The 21,647-nt window shown below is 34.8% G+C and carries 19 protein-coding genes; 12 read left to right on the top strand and 7 right to left on the bottom strand.

Going from position 1 to position 21,647, the window contains the following annotated elements; translation table 11 throughout:
• The first annotated feature begins 33 nt into the window (after window positions 1-33).
• Window positions 34-3,477: a pyruvate carboxylase gene (locus EQG63_RS03195; RefSeq protein ID WP_129434333.1), complete on the top strand. Its 3,444-nt coding sequence runs from the start codon at window positions 34-36 to the stop codon at window positions 3,475-3,477.
• Window positions 3,478-3,516: 39 nt separating this feature from the next.
• Here the strand turns inward: EQG63_RS03195 and EQG63_RS03190 are convergent, their stop codons facing one another.
• A complete protein-coding gene (locus tag EQG63_RS03190; protein WP_129434330.1) occupies window positions 3,517-4,119 on the bottom strand; it encodes a trimeric intracellular cation channel family protein in 603 nt (200 codons plus the stop codon).
• Window positions 4,120-4,251: 132 nt separating this feature from the next.
• Here EQG63_RS03190 and EQG63_RS03185 point away from each other — a divergent pair, with 132 nt between their 5' ends.
• A complete protein-coding gene (locus EQG63_RS03185) occupies window positions 4,252-5,301 on the top strand; it encodes a hypothetical protein (RefSeq protein ID WP_129434328.1) in 1,050 nt (349 codons plus the stop codon).
• A 10-nt stretch (window positions 5,302-5,311) separates the two neighbouring features.
• Here the strand turns inward: EQG63_RS03185 and EQG63_RS03180 are convergent, their stop codons facing one another.
• Window positions 5,312-5,575 (bottom strand): DUF1294 domain-containing protein, encoded by a 264-nt coding sequence (locus tag EQG63_RS03180; protein ID WP_129434326.1) that lies wholly within the window; start codon window positions 5,573-5,575, stop codon window positions 5,312-5,314.
• 52 nt (window positions 5,576-5,627) lie between these two features.
• Between EQG63_RS03180 and EQG63_RS03175 the strand changes: the two genes are divergently transcribed.
• Window positions 5,628-7,751, top strand: a complete 2,124-nt coding sequence (locus tag EQG63_RS03175) for a Tex family protein (protein ID WP_129434324.1) — start codon at window positions 5,628-5,630, stop codon at window positions 7,749-7,751.
• A gap of 107 nt (window positions 7,752-7,858) precedes the next feature.
• On the opposite strand, the gene tatA is transcribed toward EQG63_RS03175, so the two are convergent.
• Entirely contained in the window at window positions 7,859-8,029 is a 171-nt protein-coding gene (gene tatA / locus EQG63_RS03170; RefSeq protein ID WP_129434322.1) for a twin-arginine translocase TatA/TatE family subunit, read from the bottom strand.
• A 144-nt stretch (window positions 8,030-8,173) separates the two neighbouring features.
• Here tatA and EQG63_RS03165 point away from each other — a divergent pair, with 144 nt between their 5' ends.
• Genes EQG63_RS03165 through EQG63_RS03155 form a run of 3 tightly spaced genes read left to right on the top strand, consistent with a single transcriptional unit; the run spans window position 8,174 to window position 11,052 of the window.
• On the top strand, window positions 8,174-8,653 hold the full coding sequence (locus EQG63_RS03165) for a peptidase (RefSeq protein ID WP_129434320.1): 480 nt from the start codon (window positions 8,174-8,176) through the stop codon (window positions 8,651-8,653).
• Window positions 8,653-10,134: a GH3 auxin-responsive promoter family protein gene (locus tag EQG63_RS03160; RefSeq protein WP_129434318.1), complete on the top strand. Its 1,482-nt coding sequence runs from the start codon at window positions 8,653-8,655 to the stop codon at window positions 10,132-10,134. The genes EQG63_RS03165 and EQG63_RS03160 overlap by 1 nt, the downstream gene beginning before the upstream one ends.
• A gap of 51 nt (window positions 10,135-10,185) precedes the next feature.
• Window positions 10,186-11,052, top strand: coding sequence for a carboxypeptidase-like regulatory domain-containing protein (locus EQG63_RS03155; protein ID WP_129434316.1), 867 nt, complete (start codon window positions 10,186-10,188; stop codon window positions 11,050-11,052).
• A 214-nt stretch (window positions 11,053-11,266) separates the two neighbouring features.
• On the opposite strand, the gene EQG63_RS03150 is transcribed toward EQG63_RS03155, so the two are convergent.
• The 4 genes from EQG63_RS03150 to EQG63_RS03135 form a co-directional block, all read right to left on the bottom strand.
• A complete protein-coding gene (locus EQG63_RS03150; RefSeq protein WP_129434314.1) occupies window positions 11,267-12,412 on the bottom strand; it encodes a hypothetical protein in 1,146 nt (381 codons plus the stop codon).
• Between the two features lie 10 nt (window positions 12,413-12,422).
• Window positions 12,423-12,866, bottom strand: a complete 444-nt coding sequence (locus EQG63_RS03145; protein ID WP_129434312.1) for a hypothetical protein — start codon at window positions 12,864-12,866, stop codon at window positions 12,423-12,425.
• Window positions 12,867-12,969: 103 nt separating this feature from the next.
• The gene (locus tag EQG63_RS03140) at window positions 12,970-13,737 is read right to left on the bottom strand and encodes a hypothetical protein (protein ID WP_129434310.1); all 768 of its coding nucleotides are present in this window, start codon (window positions 13,735-13,737) and stop codon (window positions 12,970-12,972) included.
• Window positions 13,738-13,789: 52 nt separating this feature from the next.
• Window positions 13,790-14,320 (bottom strand): hypothetical protein, encoded by a 531-nt coding sequence (locus tag EQG63_RS03135; protein ID WP_129434308.1) that lies wholly within the window; start codon window positions 14,318-14,320, stop codon window positions 13,790-13,792.
• A gap of 446 nt (window positions 14,321-14,766) precedes the next feature.
• Between EQG63_RS03135 and EQG63_RS03130 the strand changes: the two genes are divergently transcribed.
• The 6 genes from EQG63_RS03130 to rfbD all read left to right on the top strand — a co-directional run bounded on the left by EQG63_RS03130 (window position 14,767) and on the right by rfbD (window position 21,647).
• Window positions 14,767-16,464 (top strand): AraC family transcriptional regulator, encoded by a 1,698-nt coding sequence (locus EQG63_RS03130; protein ID WP_129434306.1) that lies wholly within the window; start codon window positions 14,767-14,769, stop codon window positions 16,462-16,464.
• A 72-nt stretch (window positions 16,465-16,536) separates the two neighbouring features.
• Window positions 16,537-16,692: a hypothetical protein gene (locus tag EQG63_RS12225; protein WP_164974448.1), complete on the top strand. Its 156-nt coding sequence runs from the start codon at window positions 16,537-16,539 to the stop codon at window positions 16,690-16,692.
• A 46-nt stretch (window positions 16,693-16,738) separates the two neighbouring features.
• Window positions 16,739-18,418 (top strand): S8 family serine peptidase, encoded by a 1,680-nt coding sequence (locus EQG63_RS03125; RefSeq protein ID WP_164974447.1) that lies wholly within the window; start codon window positions 16,739-16,741, stop codon window positions 18,416-18,418.
• Between the two features lie 156 nt (window positions 18,419-18,574).
• Window positions 18,575-20,260, top strand: a complete 1,686-nt coding sequence (locus tag EQG63_RS03120) for a DUF6909 family protein (protein ID WP_129434302.1) — start codon at window positions 18,575-18,577, stop codon at window positions 20,258-20,260.
• The gene (gene rfbC, locus EQG63_RS03115) at window positions 20,260-20,811 is read left to right on the top strand and encodes a dTDP-4-dehydrorhamnose 3,5-epimerase (protein ID WP_129434300.1); all 552 of its coding nucleotides are present in this window, start codon (window positions 20,260-20,262) and stop codon (window positions 20,809-20,811) included. The genes EQG63_RS03120 and rfbC overlap by 1 nt, the downstream gene beginning before the upstream one ends.
• On the top strand, window positions 20,805-21,647 hold the full coding sequence (rfbD, locus tag EQG63_RS03110) for a dTDP-4-dehydrorhamnose reductase (RefSeq protein WP_129434298.1): 843 nt from the start codon (window positions 20,805-20,807) through the stop codon (window positions 21,645-21,647). Before rfbC ends, rfbD begins: the two co-directional genes overlap by 7 nt.

Below are 21,647 nucleotides of genomic sequence, written 5' to 3'. Positions count from 1 at the left end.
CTTTTACTTTTTTAACAACAACAACACAACATTATGAAAATTACCACAATCACGAAGCTTTTAGTAGCCAATCGTGGTGAAATTGCCATTCGCGTTTTTAGAGCTGCGACAGAGTTGCGCATTTCTACCGTAGCCATCTACACTTTTGAAGACCGGTATTCCTTACATCGCTATAAAGCGGATCAAAGTTTTCAAATCGGGGAAGAATCTGAGCCTTTAAAGCCTTATTTAAATATTGAGGAAATTATAAAAGTGGCCAAAGAAAATCAGGTCGATGCCATTCATCCTGGATATGGTTTTCTATCTGAAAATGTTGATTTTGCCAGACGTTGTCAGGAGGAAGGCATCATTTTTGTCGGACCAAGAGTGGAAGCGATGCTGCAATTGGGAGATAAAGTAGCGGCCAAAAAAGTAGCCAAAGCCGTTGGCGTTCCTTTAATTCAAGATTCTAAAAAAGACCTACAATCTGTTGAAGATGCCCTTTCCGAAGCCAAAGAAATTGGCTATCCCGTTATGCTAAAAGCGGCTGCCGGTGGAGGGGGAAGAGGCATGCGAGTGGTGCATGATGAAGATAAAATGAAAATGGCATTTGTTAATGCTAAAAGTGAAGCGCTATCAGCTTTTGGAGATGATACCATGTTCATCGAAAAATTTGTAGAAAATCCCAAACACATCGAAGTTCAAATTTTAGGAGATAATTACGGCAACATTGTTCATTTGTATGAACGAGATTGTTCGGTACAACGTCGTTTTCAAAAAGTAATCGAAGTGGCGCCTTCCATTTTACAGCCAGAAACCAAAGCCAAATTATTTGACTATGCGATAAAAATTGCCAAGCATGTCAATTATAGTAATGCCGGAACGGTAGAATTTTTAGTCGACAAACAGGAGAATATTTATTTTATTGAAGTCAACCCAAGAATTCAGGTAGAACACACCATTACCGAAGAAATCACAGGGATCGACATTGTGCGTTCGCAAATTATTATTGCCGCTGGACATCCGTTAACCCACAATCAAATCTTTATTCATGCTCAGGAAGATATTAAATGTAGTGGATGGGCCATTCAATGTCGCATCACGACCGAAGACCCAGAAAATGATTTTAAACCCGATTACGGAACCATCATTGCATATCGGAATGCTGGTGGCTATGGCATTCGTTTAGACGAAGGAAGTTGTTATTCGGGGGTAAAAATATCGCCGTTTTTTGATTCCATGTTGGTCAAAGTGTCTTCTAGTGGAAGAACATTAAAAGGGGCTTCCGACCGATTACGAAGAACCTTAGAAGAATTCAGAATACGAGGCGTAAAAACCAATATTCCATTTCTAATTAATGTGATGGAAAACGACACCTTCAGAAGTGGTGAAACTACCGTTAATTTTATACCGAATAATCCGCATTTATTAGTTCCAAAATATGAGTATTCTAAAGACAGAGGAACCAAACTCTTAAAATATTTAGCCGAATTAAAAGTCAACGGACATCCCGATGTGAAAGCTTATGATGCGGAAAAAGTGTTTAGAAAAGCCGTTGTACCTGTTACCACAAATGAGGAATATCCGAAAGGAACTAAAGATTTACTCAACGAATTGGGACGCGACAAGTTTATCGAGTACATCAAAAATGAAAAGAAAATATTCTATACCGATACCACTCTTCGTGATGCACATCAGTCGCTTTTTGCCACTCGTTTGCGCAATCACGATATTTTAAAAGTAGCGGAAGGAATGGCTAAAAGTTTCCCAGAATTATTTTCATTGGAAGTTTGGGGTGGTGCCACCTTCGATGTGACCATGCGTTTTCTGCACGAAGATCCTTGGGAGCGTTTGCGTCTGATTCGAAAAGCGGCGCCAAATGTATTACTTCAAATGCTTTTCAGAGGAAGCAACGCCGTGGGTTATGCCGCGTATCCGGATAATGTTTTGGAACAGTTTATTATTAAAAGTGCTGAAAACGGAATTGATGTGTTCAGAATATTCGATTCGTTAAACTGGATTGAAGGCATGACGCACAGCATCAAAGTGGTTCGTGAGAAAACCAACGCCATTGCAGAGGCCTGTATTTGTTATACAGGTGATATTTTAAATCCAAACCGACAAAAATTCAACCTACAATATTACATCGATTTAGCCAAACAACTGGAAGCAGCAGGCGCTCATATGATTGCCATCAAAGACATGGCGGGCTTATTAAAACCCTATGCTGCCGAAGTTTTAATCAAAGAGTTGAAGAAAAACATTTCCATTCCCATTCATCTCCACACCCACGATACATCCTCTATTCAATCGACCACTTATGTCAAAGCAATTGAAGCTGGCGTTGATGTTGTTGATGTCGCTTTAGCTTCGATGAGTGGATTAACCTCACAGCCTAATTTCAATTCACTGGTTGCCGCTTTGCAAGGAACGGAAAGGGAAAACCCGATTAATCTGAAAAAATTAAACGAATATTCCAATTATTTTGAAGCGGTAAGAGAATACTATTATCCTTTTGAAAGCGAATTAAAAGCCGGAACCGCCGAAGTATATGACCATGAAATTCCAGGTGGACAATATTCTAATTTATTGCCTCAAGCAAGAGGTTTGGGCTTAGAAGATAAATTCGAAACCATCAAGCAAAATTATGTGGTCGTCAACGAACTGTTTGGGGATATTGTCAAAGTAACGCCTTCTTCCAAAGTAGTGGGCGATATGGCCTTGTTTATGACTTCCAATAATTTAACGGCACAAGATGTGATGGAAAAAGGGGATAACTTGGCCTTTCCAGAATCGGTAAAGCAATTGTTTCGAGGCGATTTAGGTCAGCCGTTTGGTGGTTTTCCAAAGGAACTCCAGAAAATGATTCTGAAAAACGAAACCCCTTATACCGAAAAACCCAATGCACACATCAAGCCGGTAGATTTTGAGGCCGAATTAAAAAAAATGCATGAAAAATTTGATGACAAATTAACTACCGAAGATTTGCTTTCTTATATCATGTTTCCGAAGGTTTTTGAAGATTTTTATAGCTTCCGAAAATATTTCGGCCGTGTTGAAAAACTCCCTACACCAAGCTTCTACTACCCGATGAAGCCCAATGAAGAAATTATTGTCAATCTGGATTCTGGAAAAAATATTATTGTCAAGTTCCGATACATGGGCGAACCCAACGAAGAAGGCTTTAGAGAAGTATTCTTTCAAATTAATGGGCAAACCCGAAATATTGTAGTAAAAGACCGTTCGGTAAAATCGACGAAAGTAGCGCGTGTAAAAATTTCGGGACCGAATGACATTGGTTCTCCATTACAAGGAAGTTTACTTAAAATATTGGTCAATGAAGGAGAAGAAATTGAAAAAGACACCCCTTTATTTGTCATTGAAGCTATGAAAATGGAAACCACTGTTTGCGCCACCAAGAAAGGAGTGATCGCTAAGCTAGTACTTAAAGAAAAATCAATAGTAGAGCAGGACGATTGTATTTTACAATTGGTTTAGTCTAAAAATTAGTAAGGGTTAGAGACGCTCTGGCCCTTACTATATTATGGGTAATTGTAGTTTTTTACGGATAGCAAAAATACGGATTGATGCTATCACTAGAATACTTATAATCATACTGGTTTCGGATTGGAGATGGTAGTTCAGCATAACTAAATACAAACCGCCACCTAGTAAACAGGCGGTGGCATATAACTCGCCAGGCTTTAAAATACTAGGCACTTTATTACATAAAACATCGGCTAATAATCCGCCAAAAGTAGCGGTAATAATTCCCATAACCAGCGCATAGCCGTTAGAAATTCCGGCACGTAAAGCCACCTGAATCCCTACAATAGTAAATAATCCAATACCGAAGGCATCGACCCAAAAAATTGATTTTTTGATAAGAGTTGTATTCAGTTTAAAAAAGAAAGTAATAATGGTAGAAAGGACTACAATAACAAGGGCTAAATTATCATTGACCCAATTAACAGGTCGAACACCTATTAGAAGATCTCTAATGGTTCCGCCACCATACGCCGTTACAAATGCCAAAACAACAGCACCAAAAATATCAAAGCGTTTGGTTCTGGCTTTTAAGACACCAGTTACGGCAAACACAAAGACTCCGGTATACGATATGATTTGTAAAGTGTCCATACTAGTATATAATTAGTACAAAAGTAATGCGTAATTCTTTTGATGAACGTAAAATAATTAAAGTAACTTTACTTTTCACAAATTAGAAGGAATTTGTAATTTAATTGAAGCAGCTAATCACATTGCTATTTTATGAGTCAGGAAGTACCACAGTTGAAAAAACAATATTATCCTATAAACGAAACACTTTTTCATTATTTGGAAAAATACAAACGAACCACAAAAACGAATGTATTTTATGATGATTTGTTGCGTTTTCAAGGCTCCATTAATGTATATGATCAAAAAGGTGAAGACACCTTGTGGTTACGCGTTTTTTATAATGAATTTGACAGAGCGGAAATCGATTTGAGTCTTAAAAAGATTTATACTTTACTGCATTCCGATGGAGACGAAAGAGTTTTGAAACACCTTACAGTCGATTATATCGATTATTGTGGCTTTGGAAATTCGAAGCCCTTTCGGGTGAAAGTTCGAAACATTCTGAATGATAACTACACCCATTTTTACATCAAAAAAGCAGATGCCTCACGCATTTTTGGTTTGGAATTGGAACATATTTTATCTCCCAACCGTATTAATTTCTTGGTCTATGAAAGTACTTTAATTGAGGAACACATTATAGGAATTCCGGGAGATGTTTTTTTAAAAGAGCATGTCAACAAATGTACCGAAGCCGAAAAAGCACAAATTGCCAAAGAGTTTGTGAAGTTTAACGAACGTTGTATGATCGGATTGTTAGGCGATATGCGTTCCTATAATTTTGTGGTTATTCCCACCTATGATTATGATCACATCGTGTACAAAATACGCGCCATCGATTTTGACCAACAATGCTATGAGGGAAATTTTAAATTATACAAACCTCACTTGTTTAAAGAAAATTTTCCGTTTACCGAATTGGTAAAAGAAAAACTGGAACCCGATTCTATTGATCAATACCAAAACGAAGAACGCTCGTTATTGGTAAAACGTTTGGCCGATTCTGAGGAGCGTTTGACCGATTTATTATCCGTAATGAAATCGATGATGCTATCCCCTACCTTTCATTTAGAACAATTAAAAAAAGAAACCTACGAATTCACAAAAGACAAAAACTTCAAAAACGCCAAATCCATGGGCGAAATCATGGAGGCCGCTTTAAATTTTATGAAACGGAATTATAAAAACGACAACCAATAACTCACCGACATTAAAAGCCTTCCGCTCGAAAATAATACACTGCGACCACCTGAAATAGAATGATCATAATAATAGGTATATAAAAACGAGGTTTCGAAATTTTATGGCTAAACAGCACCATTCCTGCAATCGCACCCAAGCTTCCCCCTATAATAGTCAGCAAAAAAAGAGTATTTTCCGGAATGCGATATTGATTGGTTTTAGCCAAATATTTATCATACCCAAAAACACCAAACGTAATTGCATTTATAAGCAATAAGAAAAATAAAATCATTGCAAAAATTTTGCATAAAGATAGTATTTTAGCATTCTTATTTTTTTGCCCAATGACAAACATAGAATTCATATTAAAGTCGGTACAAACGGCCTCCAAAAACATACAAAACACCATCGATTTACTTTCGCAAGATTGTACGATTCCTTTTATTTCCCGCTATAGAAAAGACCAAACCGGAAATCTAGATGAGGTAGTTATTGAGCAAATTGCCAAGCTAAACAAGCAGTTTGATGAAATTGTAAAGCGCAAGGAATCGGTGTTAAAATCGATCGAAGAACAAAACGCGCTCTCTCCCGAATTAAAATCGAAAATAGAAAACAGTTTCGACCTACAGGAAATAGAAGATTTATACCTTCCCTATAAAAAGAAAAAGAAAACGAAGGCCGATACGGCTCGCGAAAACGGATTAGAACCGCTGGCTAAAATTATCATGAGTCAGCGCAATGACGATATCGAATTTACCGCTTCCAAGTACTTGAATGATAAAGTAGCCAACGAAGACGAAGCTTTACAAGGCGCACGCGATATCATTGCCGAATGGATTAACGAAAACATCTTTATTCGTAAAAATCTTCGTCGTTTGTTTCAACGCAAAGCGGAAATTGCAACTAAAGTGGTTAAAACCAAAAAAGACGACGAAGCCGCTCAAAAATTTTCACAATATTTCGATTGGTCGGAACCCTTAAGTAAAGCGCCATCCCACCGATTGTTAGCCATGCTTCGCGCGGAAGCGGAAGGTTTTGTTAAATTGAATGTGGAAGTCGAAAAAGAAGAAGCTTTGGCGTTTATCGAAGACAATATCATTAAGGCTAATAACGACACCACTGAGCATTTAGAACTAGCTATCAAAGACAGTTACAAACGTTTGTTAGAACCCGCTATTTCAAATGAGACATTACAGGAAGCCAAAGACAAAGCCGACATCAAAGCGATTGATGTTTTTGCGAGTAATTTAAGTCAGTTATTGTTGGCACCACCCTTGGGAGAAAAGCGAATTTTAGCCATTGATCCTGGCTATCGTAGTGGTTGTAAAGTAGTTTGTTTGGATGAAAAAGGCGATTTGTTGTACAATGAAACCATTTATCCACACCAGCCACAAAACGAAAGCGCGATGGCGATGAAAAAGGTAAAATCGATGGTCAATGCCTATAATATTGAAGCGATTTCGATTGGAAACGGAACCGCAAGTCGCGAAACCGAATTTTTCATCAAAAAAATTGGGTTTGACAAACCCGTGCAAGTGTTTGTAGTATCGGAAGCAGGCGCTTCGGTGTATTCGGCGAGTAAAATTGCTCGTGACGAATTCCCGAATTATGATGTAACCGTTCGAGGTTCGGTTTCTATTGGAAGACGTCTTTCTGATCCCTTGGCCGAATTGGTAAAAATCGATGCCAAATCTATCGGAGTAGGGCAATACCAACACGATGTAGACCAAACCAAACTCAAAGAAGAACTAGATAATACCGTAGTACGTTGTGTAAACTCAGTCGGAGTAAATATTAATACCGCTAGTAAATCCTTGTTGAGTTATGTGTCGGGAATTGGTGAAAAAATGGCCGAGAATATTGTGGCGTATCGAAGTGAAAATGGCGCTTTTGAAGACCGAAGCCAACTCAAAAAAGTACCACGTTTGGGCGACAAAGCCTTCCAACAAGCCGCGGCTTTCATCCGAATTAAAGACGGAAAAAACCCGTTGGACAATTCGGCGGTACATCCTGAATCCTATAAAATGGTCGAAAAAATGGCCAAAGATTTGGGGATTAAGGTTGGCGAATTAATTGGGAATAAAGAAAAAATCAGTCAAATTAAACCCGAAGGGTATATCTCTGAGAACGTTGGAATTTTGGGGGTCAAAGACATTTTAAAAGAACTAGAAAAACCAGGATTGGACCCACGGAAAGCAGCCAAAATATTTGAATTCGATCCAAATGTAAAAACCATCGCCGATGTACGAAGTGGGATGATACTTCCAGGAATTGTCAACAACATTACAGCTTTTGGTTGTTTTGTAGATATTGGCGTAAAAGAAAGCGGTTTGGTTCACATTTCCCAACTTAAAGCAGGGTATGTGAGCGATGTAAACGAAGTCGTAAAACTACACCAACATGTACAAGTCAAAGTCGTTGAGGTGGACGAGGCGAGAAAACGCATTCAATTGACGATGATTGTATAAAGTCCTATACGGTGGTTGAGGCTCTCGAAACCACCTTTTCTAATAAAAAAGAAACCCCAAAATCCAGTAATGGAACTTGGGGTTTTCTGTACCTTATCTAAAGAAAATTACTCTTTAGTCTCGTCTTTTTTAGTAGTATCTTCGCCTTTAGATGCTTTTTTAAACTCGTTTAAACCGCTTCCAAGACCCTTCATTAATTCTGGTATTTTTTTACCACCAAAAAGTAATAAAACAACGACTAGAATTACAATTATTTCAGTTGTACCAAATCTTCCCATAATGATTAAAATATTGCTTTCGCATCAAAATTATAGAGCAAATATACTAAACAAATATGCACATGCTCAAATTTTAACGAATTATTATTGCATTGCAACTTACAACTTTTCAATTTGTTATATTTGTGGTAAAGAATCGTATTTATGACCTTAAAAAGATTGAGAAGAAAAGTATTTATTGATAAAATAAAAGAATCACGACGCTTAATTATTTTAAACGAAGAGACTTTCGAAGAGCAGTTTTCTTTAAAACTAAGTATTCTTAATGTGTTTATTTTAGGAACTATTGGGGCCATATTTCTAGTTTCGGTGACTACTTATATTATTGCTTTTACGCCCTTGCGCGAATACATTCCAGGATATTCTTCCACCGAATTAAAAGAAAACGCCTTGATGTTAGGACTAAAATCGGATTCCTTAGCGTTCGAATTAAAAAAGAACGAAGCCTATATCGAATCGGTTAAAAAAGTACTGACGGGCGATTTAGAATACGCCAAAGTCAACAAAGATTCTATTTTGGCTTCCGATTATGTCGATCCTTCCGAATACGAAATGAAAGCTAGTGAAGAAGAAATAGAACTCCGCAAACAAGTGCAACAAGAAGCTAAAAAGAATAGTAAATAATGTCGATTAAATCTCTTGGCGCCAAAATTTTCGCTAACATCATCCATCAGAAGACCCAAAAATGGGCCAATAATCCTGTAGCTACCCAGCAAAAAGTGTTTCAAAATTTATTGACGGAAGCGCAACAGACACAATTTGGAAAAGATCATCAGTTTGGGACGATTAGCACTTTTGAAGAATTTGCGAAGCAAGTTCCAGTCCGTGATTATGAAGCCTTACGTCCTTATGTAGACAAGGTAGTTGCTGGGGAAGAAAACATACTTTGGAAAGGAAAACCCCTTTATTTTGCCAAAACATCGGGAACCACTTCGGGTGCCAAATATATTCCACTAACCAAAGAATCGATGCCCTATCATATTGAAGCGGCACGAAATGCCATTTTGAGCTATGTGCATGAAACAGGGAAAGCGGACTTCGTAGATGGTAAAATGATTTTCTTACAAGGGAGTCCGATTTTAGAAGAAAAAAACGGCATCAAACTCGGGCGTCTATCTGGAATTGTAGCGCATTTTGTTCCGAATTATTTGCAAAAAAACCGCTTGCCAAGTTGGGAAACCAATTGCATTGAAGACTGGGAAACCAAAGTCAATGCGATTGTAGAAGAAACTTATAATGAAAACATGTCGGTGATTTCCGGAATTCCGTCGTGGGTGCAAATGTATTTCGAAAAACTACAAAACAAAGCCCAAAAACCAGTAGGAGAATTGTTCAAAAACTTCAACTTGTTTATTTATGGCGGAGTGAATTACGAACCGTATCGCGCCAAATTCGAAAACTTAATTGGACGACGCGTCGATGCTATCGAATTGTTTCCCGCTTCTGAAGGATTTTTTGCCTACCAAGATTCCCAAACCGAAAAAGGAATGTTGTTGTTATTGAATTCGGGCATTTTCTACGAATTTATAAAAGCCGACGAATTTTTTACCGAAAATCCCAAAAGACATACCATTGGTGAAGTCGAATTAGGCGTCAATTATGTGTTGATCATTTCCACCAACGCCGGACTTTGGGCCTATAATATTGGCGATACGGTACAATTTACTTCCTTACAACCCTATCGTGTGATCGTTTCGGGACGTATCAAACACTACATTTCCGCTTTTGGTGAACATGTGATTGGGAAAGAAGTGGAAAGTGCTCTACAAGAAGCAATGGAAGGCACTTCGGTTCGTGTCAATGAGTTTACGGTGGCGCCACAAATTAACCCAGCGAACGGCTTACCTTACCACGAATGGTTCATCGAATTTGAAAATGAGCCTGAAAACCTAGAGGAATTTGCCCTAAAAATTGACCAAGCCATGCGTAAGCAAAATGTGTATTATGACGATTTAATCGTGGGAAATGTGCTGCGAACCATTGTGATTACGAAAGTAGCCAAAAACGGATTTCAAGAGTACATGCAATCGATTGGAAAATTGGGCGGACAAAACAAATTGCCACGACTGGCCAACGATAGAAAAATAGCCGATTTTTTTAATTAATCAAAATTTGTCACTTCGAGCGCAGTCGAGAAGTCACATAAAACTATTTAAATGAAATACACTTTTATATTTATACTATTTTCGATTTCTCTTTTTGCACAAGTAAAAGGGAAAGTGATTGACGAAAACAAGCAACCCATTCCGTATGTTAATATTTGGGTGGAAGGCGAAAATGTGAGCACGACTTCCGATATTGATGGTCATTTCACCTTACAAATAACCGAAGAAAAAACATTGCTTTTTTCCTCTCTGGGTTTTGAAAAAAAGAAACTACAATCGACCAACGTAAGCCTGGTGCAATTGCTTCCCACGACCTATGAATTGGGTGAAATATTGGTTTTGAATAAAAAGGAAACCAAAAAAGTACAAATCGGACATCCTGAAAATTCCATTCACCAAGCCTTTGAAAACGGACCCAAATTCGACGCCAAATATTTCCCTTACCAACCCAATTACAAGAGAACCCAATACATCAAAAAAGTGTCGATTTTTACCGAAAATGCCCTAGAAGAAGCGTCGGTGAAAATTCATTTTTACAGCAAGAATAGCGACGGTTTACCAGGCGAAGAATTACTCAAGAAAGATTACATCGTTTCGGTCAAAAAAGGCTCCCGCAGAACATGGTTTGACCTCACCAGTTTGAATGTCGTTTTTCCAAAGGAAGGACTTTTTGTAGCGATCGAACGCTTGTTCATCGAAAAAAACAAATTGGAAAAAACAGTGCCTACGAACCAACCCAATAAAACAAAAATACAACGCACCTATTATCCCTTGCCTTTTTACAGCTTCGTAGAAGGCTCTCATACCTACACTTTTTTAGGCGGCAAATGGACCAAAGAAAGCAAGAAAGATGCCGAGGGCAACGTGGTAAAAACCAGAGTGTTTGAACCCGCAATTCAATTGTTGTTAACGAATTAAAAGTTGATCAGGAGGGTGTTGAGACAACTGAAAAACACTTCAATTGCCCCATTACCTGCTCCTTATCCCATCAGCGTTTTTTTAAAGTGCCACTACAAACATTCTTTTGGCGTTCGTAATTATTATGGCGTTTACTATACTTCGTTTATAGTTGCATCTTTAAAAAAGGGTCATAAATTCAAATTCTGTATGGCGTGTAATTGCTGATGGTTTTTTAATCAAATTCGTTAATTCCGTATAATATTTCTTTCATTTTACTACCGTTTATTTCCACGGGTTTGTAGGCAACATTAAATTTTTCAACGGCTACAGCGATATCTTCCTTCATTTTTTTGTATTCAATCGGTAATTTTGTTTCACATTGTTTTTGATTTTCGTAACTATTTAAAATAGTATTGAATTTTTGATAAAACTTACCCCCTTCATTGATGAAATCATTGTATTGTGTGACAAATTGAATAAGTCGGTCTATCGGAAATTCGATATCGATTTGAAGTTTCAATTGCTTTTGTGGTGGACTCTTTTTCATTCCTTCGATGTAAGCACTTAATTTGTTGCTAACAGCATCCCAATCATCCTCATTCCGACATTCCTCTAGACCCAAAGAATAACCAATAGGCTTTGTATATTCCTTAAATAAAACTTCTAGATTATTTTTGATAGTTTGATTGGAGGATTGTAAAAAGGCGGTTTCAAAATAAATGGTGTTCAAGTCATTTTGCATCCTCATAGTGAAATCTAAAAGGCAATCAATTTTTTGAAGTTCTACATCTTTTTCTTCTTTGCTAAGACCAGAAACCAACAAATTAGTAAAGGTGCTGATTACAGAAATATATGGGTTAGAACCTAAAATCGAGCTGATATCAAAACCTGTTTTTTTATCTTTCTTTTTTGTAATCAGTTCTTTTATTTTTTCAAATTCAGGATACTGGTTTGGATTTGAAATTTTATTAATTTCTGTAAATGTCCGCACTGATGCAAAATGATGGTCAAGACTAAGTACTTTTTCATACAAAATCTTTATAATTTGCAGTCCTTTGATATAGCGTATTTTACTAATATCAGTATTGGTATTGACTTTTAGATTTTCAATTTCAGATTTAATAAAATCTTTTTTAATAATAAAATCTACTTTTTGATCCGTTGTAATTTCGGAACTTATTTTTTTGTTTATTTCCAATAATTTGTCATGCAAAATGCCATATTCGGTATTGTAGTTTTTTTGAATTCGATTAATTTCAATTATCATTTCTTCCACAATCTTATTGGGATCATTTTCAGAAAATAGCGTTGTATTTGAAAAAACGTCTTGAAAAAAGAACAATATTAAAATTCCGAATATGTATTTTACTTTTTCCATTTTGTAAATTTTATTTCTCCCAAAGAGTCATTTTAACTTGAATTTTATCTTTACTAATTTCACATGTATAACTTCCTTTTTTAATTGAAGTATATTTGGGATCAAGACCCAAATAAAGGAGTGTTTTTTCGTCAAAAACAAAATCTCCATCTTGAGTAAACTGAAGAGCATTGTTTGAAATCATTTTAGAATACTCTTTTCCGAAACAATTCTTTTGTTCTTCTATTGTGAGTTGACTCGCATCAATTACCAAGAATATTGTGTTCAATGATTCCTTAACAACATAAATACTGTTGGTATTTTCTTTGTTGAAATTCGACATTGCGGAACACAAACCACTACCGCCTTGACAGCTTACCCCGCGAATATCAACCGGTAAAATCTTTGCTTGAGTTTGGGCAAAAGAAGCCTCCGACAATAGTAAGAGTGCTATTGACATCATTATTTTTATCATCTTTTTTTGATTTATTTTATTACCGGAATAGTTTCTAAGTTTAATGCGTTCCAGTCTTTTGTTTTATTCAGCAAGTCTTGCATTTCGCAGATGTTTTCGGAAGTTAATTTTCAATCATTTTGTAACCAATTTTTTGTAACTGATCTTTTATTCCAATGAAATGATTTTTTCCATAAACAATAGCAATTTTTAAACTTTTGTTTTGCTTAATTTTAGATAATACAATATTGTTTCTATAATTAACAATAAATTCTTCAAAGATTTTTTTGTCTATTTTATATTTGCATTTATTTCTATCGTAAGCATCAAATAAATTCGTCTTCAAATCATACTCTTCAAGAATTATCTTTCCATATTTAAGTTCATAGGCTTTAATTAACTCCTCCGTTGTAGCATCAACATTTTCACATTGACTACCTTTTAACCCAAGAGCGCTTAATTTTGGTTGAGGAATTAAGATTTTTTTTAATTTTAGCCCCCTTCCTTCAAAAAATTCCTTATAATTACTAGCTCCAGATTTTGATAAACCTTTTAAACCAAATGATTTTCTAAATTTTAACATCATAGTAGTGTCAATAATTTTTTGTTTGGTTGTATCACTACTTTTAGCATGTTCTGTAAGTACCATTTCGTAGAAAATTTTATAATCTAAATTTTTTAAAGAATCAACTTTATTTTTTACATCATTGTAAAATGAATGGGTACCTAAATGGTGAATAGGTACAAAAACAATTTCATTATTCCCGATAAGTTTTTCAGTCTTGACATTTTTTTGATAAATACCATTTTGCTCGAAAAATTCATTTAACAAATAAGATTTGCAAGAAGTAAACAAAAACATAGATGTAATTAAAATAACAGTTTTTCTCATTTTTAAAAAATTTAAGTAAAAGAGCCTAATTTAATTAGGCTCTTTGTCTATATTAACAAGTTCCTAAAAGTGTACAGATCCCATAATTTAATAAAATGCCCCCCATTTCTGCACCAAAAATTTGATTTAGATGACAACTTAATTGATACCATCTGCAAGGATATGCAACCTTTGAAGTTGGATTGGAACTAGTTGTTGAATTATCACTAGGACCGCCAAATAATTCTGAGCCATCTGATTTTGGGTTTTTAGTATAAATATCTTGTTGAAATTGTAACGCTTTTGCCATTCCAATACCGTCATATGAAGCAATAATTTTTTCATCAGAAGTTTTGTTTTTAAAATAAGTATAAACTTCATTTAATAAGTACTTTCCTTCTTTTGTATTATTCCAATTACCACATAAGTTTTTCTCAAAACTAGAATAATCTGTTGATTTTAAATAAGCTTCAGTCAGTTGTTTTTTGAAAGACACAAATGTTTTGGCAGATGCTAGTCTTGCATCATCTTTAGTTTTAATTTGAGCATTACTTGTAAATGTAACTCCAATGATAGCAATTAAGCCGAATAATAATTTTTTCATAACTTTGTTTTTTATTTAATTGCAGTTTTACTATGTGTCGTCGAAAACATTTTTTGGTAAGACTGCTTTTTTATGGCTTGTTGTTTACTTAAACTATCTTGTAACAAGCCTCTTAAACAAGACAGTTTCTTTGTTTACTTTTTCCTTAGGGAATAAACCAACCCGCAATTACTAGCTAGATAATATTTTATTTTTGTTGAGTCAAAAGTAGAAGAGGTTTTTTAGGTATGCAAATGATTAATTTATCAATTCCTGAATTGATAATATTCAATTCCTGAATTGACGACAATCAAAACAAGTATAAAACGCTAATAATCAAAATGTACTTAAATTCTTTTTGTTTTTTAAAATTGTTTATCAAAATCTTTTTTTTAGTTTAAAATATTTATTATCTATTTTCGCCACCATAATTTCTTCAATGTATTAAAAGAATTACATTTTATTCCATGAGACCACTATTATTGTTTTTATGCCTAACTCTAACTACTCCAAATTTAATAGCGCAAGAAATCAAAATCATACCTGATTCCTTAAAAAAATATAGTCATGAAGATTTTCGACAAAAAGCATATAGAAACCAAAACAATCCTCATTTAAGCTATTTATATTTAAAATCAAACATACTGAAAGCTGAAAATGAGAATAATGATAGGGAAATTGTTTATGGGTATGATTTATTTGCTGAGGTATTTAATGAGTTTAATGAAAAATTGAAATATTCAGATACAGCTATTGGCATTGCAAATGAAAAATACCCAAAATCACTCCCATACCTATATTTTACAAGAGGTAATATATTTTATAGTAAAAGTAAACTTAAAGAAGCATCTAATTGTTTTTTGATTGCTAGTAACTACAAAATTAGCCTTCCAATTCTTAAAAATAAGATTGATTACTCCATTGGGTTAATAAAAAAAACACAGGGGAATTATAAAGAGGCGATTCCGATTTATGAAAAATGCGTTGTAAACGCAAAAAAAACCAAAGACCCAAATTATTTGAGATATTTATTCGGTTTAGCAGAATTATACCACCGAGTTGATAGAACATATTTATCAGAAGAATTCACAAATAAAGGTATTGAGGATTGTAAAATTTACGAACTTGGAGATTTTTACACTCCTTATTTTATTGCAAACAGAGGAAAAAATTATTTTCAACGAAAAAAATATAATAAAGCAATAATAGATTTAAAAAATAGCTTAAAAAGCATCAAAGAAAATGATGATTTTTCGAATCATTCTGAGAATTGCTTTTATATCGCAGAATGTTATACTGCTTTAAATAAAAATGAAAAAGCAATTAGTTATTATAAAAAAGTTGATTCTATTTTCAAATTAAAAAATAACATTTCATTATTAACTATAGAGGCATATAATAAGTTAATCGATTATTACAAAACTAAAAATAGTTATAAAGACGTAATTTACTATTCGGATCAATTTATAAAAGCGGACAAACTACTAGATGATGACTATAAATATATCACTTCAAAAGTTTCAAAAAACTATGACATTCGAAAAGTTATTTTGTCAAAACAAAAGACAATTACATCACTCAATAATGATAAAGCAATTTCAACATATATTATAGTTATTTTAATTATTGGATTAGTATTATTAGGAGTGCTTTTTTATCTTAAGAATAAGCATAAGCAAAAAGAAATCGTAAAACAACGAGAATTTTTTGAATTGTATCTAAGAGAAAAAGAACTGCAAAAAAACAATGTTGAAGAACAAATAGATACATTAGTTAAGAAAACATCTCTTTCAAATATTGATGCTAATGTAATCAAACACATATCGGATAGTTTGAAAAAATTTGAAATAGGAAATGAGTTTTTAAATAGTGAATTAACTATTGACATTTTGGCATATAAATTTAAAACAAATAGTAATTATTTATCTAAAGTCATTAATGAAACTAAAGGAGTAAACTTTACCCAATATGTAAATACACTTAGGATAAAATATATTATAGGAAAATTGGAAACAGAAAAAAAATATTTAAACTATACTATTCAAGGACTCTCTGAAATTTCAGGTTTTAACAGTTCTCAAACTTTCACCAGAGCATTTATAAATTGCACAAAAATGAACCCCTCGGAATTTATTAAACAAGTGAAAATAGTTATCAATTCATGAATTGATAAAACAATTATTTCAAATAAATTTTTAAATAATTTAGATTTGCTCAAATAATAATAAACATGAACTATGAAAAAAGTAAGTAACGATTTTTCAACTTTTGAAAAATTTAAATTAAAGAATCTTAAAGTTATTGTTGGAGGTACAGGAGAAGGTGGAGGTCCAATTGACCCACCTGTAATGCCAGGTTCAATAGGCACTCCATCTGGGAATGATCGCCCATAATTTAAATCAAAGGCTCTCATTTATGAGAGCCTATTTCCTTTTAACTATGAGAAAAAAAAATATTAATAGAATTGTTTTTGTGGTGTTTGCATTATTAACGACATCGAGTGTTTTTTCTCAACAAGAGTATAAATTAATAAAAGCACCCCAGGTTGTTTATAAAAATAGTTTGCCTGTTTTTGTTAGAAATTGTTGGCATAACCTAGATATTGAAAAAGACACTTTAGCAGGCACAAGTTTAAACAGAGCTTATAAAGAAATAATTAAAAATAAAAAAGGTAAAGAAATTATTGTTGCTGTTATTGATACCGATATTGACATTCATCATGAAGATTTGAAATCGGCAATTTGGATTAATAAAAAAGAAATTCCTAATAATGGGATTGATGATGACCATAATGGATATATAGACGATGTAAATGGTTGGAATTTTTTAGGAAATAAAAAAGGAGAAAGTATATCCTATGCAAATACTGAGTCAACAAGATTATTGAGTAGATTAAAAAACAAGTATGGTTCTGCTTATGAATTTAAGGGGAATAAAAAAGATTCTACTTTATATATAAAAGCAATTAACATTTACAAAGAAGATTTGGCTCAAATGGATACATTAAAAAAATATAATGTGCTAAATATTTCTGAATTTAGGGGGGGGTCGAGAAAAATGCAAGAAATTTTTGGAAAAAACACTTTTACTTATTATCAAATAGATAGTCTATACAAAAAAAACAGAAAAGCTGAACCCAAAATAGTTTCAAGTATATTATCTATAAGAAATTATATACGTTTAGGATTGACTTATGAAGTGTTAAAAGCTGATAGCTTAAAAATTATAGAAAAATATAAAACCACCTATAATCCAGGTTATTATGATAGGTATTCGATAGGTGACAATGAATTGGATTTAACAGATAAATATTATGGAAATAATAATGTCTTTAAAAACGCAAAATTGACATATCACGGAACAATAGTAAGTGGTATTCTTGGAGCCAATAGATCGAATAAAATTGGAATTGAAGGTTTTAGTGATAATATAAAAATCATGCCCATTTTAGCAATTCCGACAGGAGGATACGAAAACGATAAAGATGTTGCATTAGCCATAAAATATGCAGTCGATAATGGTGCTAAAGTTATTAATATGAGTTTTGGAAAAACGTTAAGTGCAAATCCTGAATGGATAAAAGAAGCATTACAATATGCAGAAAAACATAATGTTTTAGTTATAGCAGGAGCAGGAAATGATGCTAGTGATAATGATTTAAAACCTTTTTATCCAATAGATTATGATGAAAATACAAGAGAAGAGTTTTGTCAAAACTTTATTAAAGTAGGAGGGATTACTTTCAACGGAGATAAAAAGTTTCTAGCAACATTTACGAACTATGGTAAAAAAACTGTTGATATTTTTGCACCGAGTTTCTTTTTAAAAACAACGGATGCAAATGTTGGCTATTCTTACAGAGACGGCACATCAATGGCAAGTCCAATTGTTTCGGGAGTAGCGGCTTTAGTTCGATCCCATTATCCGAGACTTACTGCATCTGAAGTTAAACAAATCTTATTAGACTCTAGTGTGAAGTATGATTTAGAAGTACAAGTGCCAGGCGAAAAACAAGACACCTTAAAACCTTTTAAGGAGCTTTCCAAATCGGGAGGAGTGGTTAATGCCTACAATGCCTTACTCATGGCGAAGGAATATAGCAAGAAAAAGAAAAGATAAAAACACAATCTGAAAAACTACAACAAACTGTTGTAGTTTTTCTTTTTAAGAATCATTTACTTTAGACAGACAAAGTTCCCAAAACCTCCCAGTCTAGAGGGAAAATGATTATTAAAAAATAAAATCGTAACTTTGCAGGTTAGAAAATAAAAAATAATGAAAGACATTAAGAACATTTCGCGCTCACGAGCGCAAGAGTCGTCGGCAGCTATCGAACGACTGTACATTACCATGAGACACTTATTCAACAGAGGTTTTTACAAACCAATGGGGGTGTCAGGAGAAACTTTAAGAGAAGCCTTACTAGCGCTTCGACCAGAAATCTACGGCTCTATTGCCGAAGAAAAAGTAGAATTAAACGGATTGTTGTACGTAATTGAGCGTCTTCCCGTAGGGATCGAAGAATGCCGTTACATCAATTTAACGTCCGATGAAGGCTATTCCAATTCACACTTTCAACCTATTGTTCCCCCAAAACGTCGTAGAAATTGCTACCGTATTGATGACGAACAAATGAATGTAGAAATCACCCGCGGACGTTCAGACATCTATGATATTTTAACGCACTTGACCTTTATTTTCATCGAATCACACAAAATTAAAGACAGAGTGTTGGTAGATGAAGAAGGAAAAGTATCGCGCGATTGGGAAAAATTAGAACAAGCCGCCCTTCAAACCAAAAAATTAACCTTAGTCGAAAAAGAGAAAGCAATGTCTCACATGGCGAATGTGTTAGGAAGAACCTTTGCTGAGGTACGAGATATTTATGACGATTTCGGAAATGCCGCTTCACCAGATAGATTCCTGCACATCGTATATTGGTTAGGAAAAATCGCTATCGAAGAAGTAGTAGATAACAATAAAAGAACCATCACGTTTAGTCCAATTTTAAGAGAACGCTTAGGTCACCATATTTACGGCGATATCTGGGCCACCAGTATCAAAGAAGTATTGGCAAGCAATAATTTAATTGAACGACCAATCCATATTATTAGTGCCAACATGCACAGTGTGATGAACTCGGTTTTTGCACCGGCGGTTTTGGCAACGAAGTACAAAGGAAAAGGCGAATACCAAATTTATGAAGACTTATCGGCTTCGGGAAGTAAGGAATTGCGTAAAAAAGTAGAGGATTTTGCCCTACAACACGGAATGATTTCGTTACCCGACCAATCAGGAACCAATATCGATGTGCAAATATTTGACACCGCTAAGTTCGATTGGAAGAAAACGGCGTTCCCAAGCGCTAAAATAGGAAAACAAGCTCCGGTGTTAATCGTAATGGATTATGCTTTTGGCGAGCAAGCGTTTGAAACGATTGATGAATTACTAAAGCCGTATAAAGTAGACAAGAAGAAAACATTTTTAAATGTAGAATCGGTTTCTATTATGGGGAAAGCCGGAATTTTAGAAGGTGGAAAAGGCGATATCATGATTGCAACGGCCCACGTTAATGAAGGAACAGCCGATAATTATCCGTTTGAAAACCAATTAACGGCCGCCATGTTTGAAGGAAATGATATTCCGGTGTATGAAGGACCAATGATTACCGTTTTAGGAACCTCACTTCAAAATAGAGATTTGTTGAAATTCTTCCACGAATCAACTTGGGAAGCCATCGGACTAGAAATGGAAGGAGCCTATTATCAAAAAGCGATTCAATCGGCTTCGAGAATTCGTAAAAGTATCAATCCAGACGTAAAAGTAAGGTATGCGTATTATGCTTCTGATAATCCATTAGAAACTGGAAGTACTTTAGCTTCGGGAGGTCTAGGAACAACAGGGGTAAAACCAACGTATCTGATTACAATCAAAATTTTAGAACAAATTTTTAACATATAATGAACTTTATAGAAACCCATTTAAAAGGTTGTTTTATAATAGAACCTAAAGTTTTTCATGATGACCGCGGTTATTTCATGGAAAGCTTTAATCAAAATACTTTCAACAAAGGCATTGGGCAGGAAGTCACTTTTGTGCAAGACAATCAATCGTATTCCTCTAAAGGAGTATTACGTGGACTGCATTACCAATGCGGCGAGCATGCACAAGCAAAATTAGTGCGTGTGTTAGAAGGTGAAGTATTGGATGTAGCGGTCGATTTACGACCAGAATCGGAAACCTACGGGCAATCGTACTCCATTTTACTTTCGGCCGAAAACCAAAAGCAGTTTTTTGTTCCTAGAGGTTTTGCACATGGGTTTTTAGTAGTGAGTGACACCGCTACTTTTTTCTATAAATGTGATAATTTCTATAATAAGGAAAGCGAAGGTGGGGTAATGTTTAACGATCCGGAATTGGGTATCGATTGGAATTTCCCTGAATCAGAACTTATTATTTCCGATAAAGATCAAGTACAGCCTTTACTTAAAAACGCCAAAAAAGTATGGTAGTTTTAGTCACAGGTGCTTCAGGACAATTAGGACAATCGTTGCAATTTATTGCACCAAAGTATCCTGAGATTCAGTTTGTTTTCGCGTCTTCTTCCGATTTGGATATCACCAATCCGGAACGCGTCACTTCTTTTTTCGAAACGAATACCATTGACTTTTGTATCAATGCGGCTGCCTATACCGCAGTCGATAAAGCCGAAACTGAAGTAGAAAAAGCACACTTGGTGAATGTAGTGGGACCCAAAAATTTGGCGATTGCTTGTCAAAAATCGGGAAGCACATTAGTACATATTTCTACTGATTTTGTGTTTGATGGAGAAGGGAATTTACCCTATTCGGAAAACCATACGACCAACCCAATTGGAGTATATGGTCAAACCAAACTGGAGGGAGAAATTGAAGTCGCTCAAAATTGTGACAAACATTTCATCATCAGAACGTCATGGGTGTATTCGCAATTTGCGAATAATTTCATGAAAACCATGTTGCGATTAGGAAGCGAACGTGACGAGCTCAATGTGGTGGCGGATCAAATTGGAACACCGACCAATGCAGTCGATTTAGCGGAAGCAATCGTGACAATTATCAAGTCAAAAAACAACGAATTCGGAGTTTACAATTTCAGCAATGAAGGGGTTTGTTCTTGGTATGATTTTGCTAAAGAAATTTTCAGAATCAATGCGATCAACATCCAACTCAATCCGATCCCAACCGAAGCGTATCCAACTCCTGCCAAAAGACCAAAATACAGTGTCTTGGATAAAAGCAAAATAAAGAATACCTTTAAAATAGAAATCAAATCGTGGCAAGAGTCTTTGTTACAAACTAAAATATAA

Source organism: Flavobacterium amnicola, assembly GCF_004122165.1.
Lineage (GTDB): Bacteria > Bacteroidota > Bacteroidia > Flavobacteriales > Flavobacteriaceae > Flavobacterium > Flavobacterium amnicola.
This window is presented reverse-complemented; position numbering and strand designations above follow the sequence as displayed.